The 6491-nt window shown below is 58.7% G+C and carries 6 protein-coding genes; 5 read left to right on the top strand and 1 reads right to left on the bottom strand.

What is annotated here, in order from left to right:
• Positions 1-68: 68 nt before the first annotated feature.
• From dapC to QMX91_RS27885, 3 genes are all read left to right on the top strand, one after another.
• Complete coding sequence (dapC, locus tag QMX91_RS27895) at positions 69-1268, top strand: succinyldiaminopimelate transaminase (protein WP_282413693.1); 1200 nt, start codon at positions 69-71, stop codon at positions 1266-1268.
• Positions 1269-1432: 164 nt separating this feature from the next.
• Positions 1433-2125, top strand: coding sequence for a M12 family metallopeptidase (locus QMX91_RS27890; protein WP_098967459.1), 693 nt, complete (start codon positions 1433-1435; stop codon positions 2123-2125).
• 147 nt (positions 2126-2272) lie between these two features.
• The gene (locus QMX91_RS27885; RefSeq protein WP_227698862.1) at positions 2273-3034 is read left to right on the top strand and encodes a hypothetical protein; all 762 of its coding nucleotides are present in this window, start codon (positions 2273-2275) and stop codon (positions 3032-3034) included.
• Positions 3035-3054: 20 nt separating this feature from the next.
• On the opposite strand, the gene QMX91_RS27880 is transcribed toward QMX91_RS27885, so the two are convergent.
• The gene (locus tag QMX91_RS27880; RefSeq protein WP_282413692.1) at positions 3055-4686 is read right to left on the bottom strand and encodes a Na+/H+ antiporter; all 1632 of its coding nucleotides are present in this window, start codon (positions 4684-4686) and stop codon (positions 3055-3057) included.
• A 293-nt stretch (positions 4687-4979) separates the two neighbouring features.
• On the opposite strand from QMX91_RS27880, the gene QMX91_RS27875 reads away from it, so the two are divergent.
• Positions 4980-5342 carry an ArsC family reductase gene (locus QMX91_RS27875; protein WP_003222107.1) on the top strand — a complete coding sequence of 121 codons (363 nt, stop codon included), beginning with the start codon at positions 4980-4982 and terminating at the stop codon, positions 5340-5342.
• Positions 5343-5374: 32 nt separating this feature from the next.
• Positions 5375-6409, top strand: coding sequence for a 2,3,4,5-tetrahydropyridine-2,6-dicarboxylate N-succinyltransferase (dapD, locus tag QMX91_RS27870; protein WP_115986324.1), 1035 nt, complete (start codon positions 5375-5377; stop codon positions 6407-6409).
• Positions 6410-6491: the final 82 nt, after the last annotated feature.

Here is a 6491-nt window from a genome sequence, read left to right as displayed (position 1 = left end):
GGCAACACATCATTCAATGACACACCGCTTTCGCGAGCAAGCCCGCTCCCACATTGAACGAGGCCCCCATGAACAACGCTCTGAACCAGCTCCAGCCCTACCCGTTCGAAAAACTCCGCGCGCTGCTTGGCACGGTCACGCCGAACCCGGACAAACGCCCGATCGCCCTGTCGATCGGCGAGCCGAAACATCGCTCGCCAAGCTTTGTCGCCGAAGCGCTGGCGAACAATCTGGATCAGATGGCGGTGTATCCGACCACCCTCGGCATCCCGGCCCTGCGCGAAGCCAGCGCCGGCTGGTGCGAACGTCGTTTTGGCGTACCGAGCGGCTGGATCGATCCGGCGCGCAATGTGCTGCCGGTCAACGGTACCCGCGAAGCGCTGTTCGCTTTCACCCAGACCGTGGTCAACCGTGGCGACGATCCACTGGTGGTCAGCCCGAACCCGTTCTATCAGATCTACGAAGGCGCAGCGTTCCTCGCCGGGGCCAAGCCGCACTACCTGCCTTGCCTGGACGAAAACGGCTTCAACCCGGATTTCGACGCCGTGTCACCGGACATCTGGAAACGCTGCCAGATCCTGTTCCTGTGCTCGCCAGGCAACCCGACCGGCGCGCTGATCCCGGTTGATGTACTGAAAAAACTCATCGCCCTGGCCGACGAATACGACTTTGTGATCGCCGCCGACGAGTGCTACAGCGAACTGTACTTCGACGAACAGACCCCGCCGCCAGGCCTGCTCAGCGCCTGCGTCGAACTGGGCCGCAAGGACTTCAAGCGTTGCGTGGTGTTCCACAGCCTGTCCAAGCGCTCCAACCTGCCGGGCCTGCGCTCCGGTTTCGTCGCCGGTGACGCAGATATCCTCAAAGGTTTCCTGCTGTACCGCACCTACCACGGTTGCGCGATGCCGGTGCAAACCCAAATGGCCAGCGTTGCGGCGTGGAATGACGAAGTGCATGTACGCGCCAACCGTGCGCTGTACCGCGAGAAGTTCGACGCAGTGCTGGCAATTCTCAGCCCGGTGATGGACGTACAGCGTCCGGACGGCAGCTTCTACCTCTGGCCGAACGTGGCCGGTGACGATGCCGCATTCTGCCGCGACCTGTTCGAGCAGGAACATGTGACTGTCGTGCCAGGCTCGTATCTGTCGCGCGAGGTCGACGGCGTGAATCCGGGCGCCGGGCGCGTGCGCATGGCACTGGTTGCGCCTTTGGCTGAATGTGTTGAAGCTGCAGAACGGATCCGCGACTTCATCACCCGCCAACACTGAGTTTTTAATATCCGTGCCAGTCATCTGGCACGGACATACCCCTCAAGTTACATTTAAAACCACTTTACGACTACTCCAGACACTGCCCGAAGCTTAATCTCGCGCAGTGGTTTTTTTGCATGCGCGAAACAACCAAAAAGACAAATCAAGGAGCAAGACAAAGCATGGACAACTTTCAATATTGCACGCTGCAAAAACCGGCTAAAGAACTCAAATCCAGCGCCCTCAACAACAGCCGAAAAAAACGCTCATTGGTGCACTACGACAAACTTTGGCCAAGCCGACACACTCTGAAAATAGCTTTCATGGATAACCCAACTCCGGAACACAAAGATAAAATCATTGCCGCCGCCGAAAAATGGCTTCCTTATATCAGTTTGAAGTTTGAGTTCGTTGAAGGCGTAGAGGGTGAGATTCGAATCGCCACCGAGGGTGTGGTGAACAGTTCATTTCTGGGTACCGATGCACTGGATATGTTTCCTGATACGCCAACCATGAACCTTGGCATCGACCCCGAACACGAAGACTTCGAGACGGTCGTCATCCACGAGTTTGGCCACGCACTCGGCGCAATGCACGAACACCAGCACCCCAAGGCGCAAATCCCCTGGAATAAAGAAAATGTTTACAACTACTACCAGAACAGACCGATGAATCCACTGTCGCGAGGCGAAGTTGACGACAATATATTTACGCCTTTTGACGATGCCGACGCGCTTTACTTGCCATACGATCGAAAATCCATCATGCACCATCCTGTTCCCAACAATTTGACGCTTGGCAATTGGGCGAATCCGATCAATCGCGAAATCAGTGATAAAGACAAACAGCTCATGCAGTTGATTTACCCACGTTGAATCACATCTTTACCGTGCCAGTTCTGTTGGCACGGTAATCCGTCATAAAATCGTACACATATCCAATTTACCTGCTCAGGCGCAGCAACTAGCATCCTTCATTCAAAGCGACTTTCCGGGAACAACAAGCAACCCGAGAAGTTACATATGACGAACGAAAACATGGATGTTCAGTTATGCACTCAACCCGGCTTCAGCCAAACAAAAAAACCGAAACCACACGCACCTCCCGCAACATCAAATGCACTTCGGAGGTTCAGTAAAATGTGGGCTAAAAACAATCCGGCAAAATTCTGGACTCCCGGCAGCACTCTTCGCATCGCCTTCCTCAACGGCACGCAGGAATTCAAGGACGCGACCATTGCCGCTGCCAGCAACTGGTTGCCGCACATCAACTTGAAATTCGATTTCGTTGAAGGTGAAGTGGGCGACATCCGCATACTCAGTCAGGAAGGAACGTTTTCCTCCCGGATAGGTACGGATGCTCTGCTACATCCCGATGAGCCGACCATGACACTCTGGCCGCATCCGGGTCTGCCACGTTACTTCGCAGCCAATGTCATGCATGAGTTCGGTCACATGCTGGGCGCGGAGCATGAACAGACCAATCCCACGGCAGATATTCCCTGGGACAAGCCAGCCATCTATGCACAATTTGGAATCACCGCCGACCCGGAAGAAGACGACTCCCAGGCCAGCGTGACGCGCAAACGCCTGCACGACTGGTACTTTGACCGCGGCAATCCCGACGAAAGCATTTATTCGGAATACGATCCAAAGTCGATCATGCACTATCGGATCAGCCAGTCCTGGACCATCGGAGACTTCCAGCTCTTCATTAATCTGGATCTCAGCGAAAAGGACAAAATCTTCATGGCAAACGCTTATCCCTGCCCCGCGAGTGAATGAGCGCATCAGGTCCGTGTCGGCTATTTGACCTGCCCCAGATTCGCTTCGCTTAAATCCAGGTCTGCCAAAACCTCGCGCAACACGTCATCACCGATCTGGTGCTGACGGCTGAGGCTATACAGCTCCAGGCGTTGCGCCCGCAACGCCTTCAAGCGCAAGCGGCGTTCCAGCAGATCCATCTGGAACGCCAGCGCCTGGGCTTCGGCGGAGTCGTTGAATACATCGAGCTGATGACGATACTCGGACATGATCCGAGCCTTGAGTTCCGCCGAGAGTGCGGCCTGCGCCGCATCCTGCGGGCCGACCTCTTCGGTTTCCAGCGCATGGATCGCCGCCTCGGCGGTCTTGCGCCAGGCATCGCGCACTTCCTGACGACGTTTGTCGTCCGGGCTTTTCTCGATGCCACGCAGCAGCAACGGCAGGGCGATGCAGGCGCAAATCAGCGACAACAGAATCACCCCGGCGGCGATGAAAATCAGCAGATCACGCTCGGGGAACGCCTCGGCCCCCATCAACATCGGCACTGACATCACACCGGCCAGCGTCACCGCCCCGCGCACTCCGCCGACAGTCAGCAACCAGCAGGATCGCGCGGTCGGCACTTGCGTCAGGTCGCCCTTGCCGCGCAGCCGTCGCAGCAGTACCGACAGGCGCCAGATGCTCTGTACCCAGATAAAGCGCAACAGCACCAGCGCGAGAAAAATCGCCACCACGTCGAGGCCACGGTACAGCAGCGTCGGCCACAACGTCGGTTCGTGGCTGACCACCGCTTTGATGATGTCCGGCAATTGCAGACCCAGCAGCAGAAAGATCAGGCCGTTGAAGGCAAATTCAAGCAGCGACCAGACGCTGCGATTGAGTAGCCGGGTGCTGGTCTGCCGCGGCAGCAGATCAAGCCAGCTCTGCATCATCCCCGCCGCGACAGCCGAAAGAATCCCCGAAGCGCCCAGTCGCTCGGCCAATACATAGGCGGCGAACGGCAGCAGCAACATGAACACCACGTGGGTGGCCGGATCGTCCCAGCCCCGGGCAATCATCCACGCGCGCAAGCGCCCGACCAGCCAGCTCAGCGCGACGCCGACGGCCAAGCCCCCGACCGCCACCAGTACGAACGTCAGGCTGGCATTGGCCAGCGAGAACACCCCGGTCACCGCCGCCACCAAGGCAAACTTGAACGTCACCAGACCCGAGGCATCATTCATCAGCGCCTCGCCTTGCAGGATGTGCATCAGCGGTGTCGGCAAGCGGTTCTGCGAGATCGCCGAGACCGCCACGGCGTCGGTCGGCGACAGCACGGCGGCCAGCGCGAAGGCCACCGGCAGCGGAATGCTCGGCAACAGCCAGTGAATGAAGTACCCGGCGCCGACCACGGTGAACAGCACCAGGCCAACCGCCAGCGTCAGGATCGGCCCGCGCAGATGCCAGAACTCGCGTTTGGGCATGCGCCAGCCGTCGGAAAACAGCAGCGGCGGCAGGAATAGAAACAGGAACAGTTCCGGATCCAGCGCCACGTGCAGGCCCAGCGTCGGCCAGGCCAGCAAGGCACCGGCGGCGATTTGCACGAGGGGCAGCGGCAGCGGGATGACCCGTCCGACCAGCCGGGAGACGCTGACCAGCATCAGCAGGATCAGGACGGTATAAGCGGTTTGCATAAAGCGGAAATCTCAGACAATCGACAGCGTTGAACTGCCATATTAGCCGCTTAGGATGCGTCTGACCGTTGCACCTATGTCGCACGCCCGCAACGCCATTCCAATGTGGGAGCGAGCTTGCTCGCGAATACGGTGTGTCATTAACAGAGATTTTGACTGACACGGCCCCTTCGCGAGCAAGCTCGCTCCCACAGGGTTTTGCATTGCCAAATGAAGCCGGGCGCCGCGAAACCGTTTGGTCATGGCATAATCCGACACCATTTTTTTCCAGCACCTGTAAAGGGGGCGATTCCTTGACCGTTTCAAGTAAAACGTTGCACCTTTTCGGCATCAAAGCCTGCGACACCATGAAGAAGGCGCGCACCTGGCTCGATGAACACGCTGTCAGCTACGACTTTCACGACTACAAAACCGCCGGTATCGACCGTGAGCACCTGACCCAATGGTGTGACGAGCACGGCTGGCAAACGGTGTTGAACCGTGCAGGCACGACCTTTCGCAAACTCGACGACGAACGTAAAGCCGATCTCGACCAGTCGAAAGCCATCGAACTGATGCTCGCTCAACCCTCGATGATCAAGCGCCCGGTGCTCGATCTCGGTGACCGAACCTTGATTGGCTTCAAGCCAGACATCTACGCGGCCGCGCTCAAGTAAGCAGCCCGTCACTTATTGCTAGAGGTATTCACATGTCCAAGTCCCTGTTCAGCATCGCCTTTGGTGTCGGCACGCAAAACCGTCAAGGTGCCTGGCTGGAAGTGTTCTACGCCCAGCCGCTGCTCAACCCGTCGGCGGAACTGGTCGCCGCTGTTGCGCCGATCCTCGGCTACACCGAAGGCAACCAGGCCATCACGTTCACCACCGCGCAGGCTGCGCAACTGGCTGAAGCGGTCAAAGGCATCGACGCCGTTCAAGGCAAGCTGCTGACCCGTCTGGCCGAAAGCCACAAGCCGCTGGTCGCTACCCTGCTGGCCGAAGACGCACAACTGACCTCGACGCCTGAGGCGTACCTCAAGCTGCACCTGCTGTCGCATCGTCTGGTCAAGCCACACGGCGTAAGCCTGGCCGGGATCTTCCCGCTGCTGCCGAACGTGGCCTGGACCAGCCAGGGTGCGATCGACCTGAGCGAACTGGCCGAACTGCAACTGGAAGCGCGTCTGCGCGGCGAGCTGCTGGAAGTGTTCTCGGTGGACAAGTTCCCGAAAATGACCGACTACGTGGTGCCGGCCGGTGTGCGTATCGCTGACGCGGCACGTCTGCGTCTGGGTGCGTACGTGGGCGAAGGCACTACCGTGATGCACGAAGGCTTCATCAACTTCAACGCCGGCACCGAAGGTCCGGGCATGATCGAAGGCCGCGTTTCCGCTGGCGTATTCGTCGGCAAGGGTTCGGACCTGGGCGGCGGCTGCTCGACCATGGGCACCCTGTCGGGCGGCGGCAACATTGTGATCAAGGTCGGCGAAGGCTGCCTGATCGGCGCCAACGCCGGTATCGGTATCCCGTTGGGCGACCGCAACACCGTCGAGTCGGGCCTGTACGTGACCGCCGGCACCAAGGTCGCGCTGCTGGACGAGCACAACAACCTGGTCAAGGTGGTGAAAGCGCGTGAACTGGCCGGTCAGACTGACCTGCTGTTCCGTCGCAACTCGGAAACCGGTGCCGTGGAGTGCAAGACCCACAAATCGGCGATCGAGCTGAACGAAGCGCTGCACGCTCACAACTAAGCAGCCACATGATCCCCCCTGTGGGAGCGGGCTTGCTCGCGAAGGCGTAGTGTCATTCAGCAACTTATTGACTGACAGGACG

The organism is Pseudomonas sp. PS01299, assembly GCF_029960145.1.
GTDB lineage: Bacteria > Pseudomonadota > Gammaproteobacteria > Pseudomonadales > Pseudomonadaceae > Aquipseudomonas > Aquipseudomonas putida_A.
This window is presented reverse-complemented; position numbering and strand designations above follow the sequence as displayed.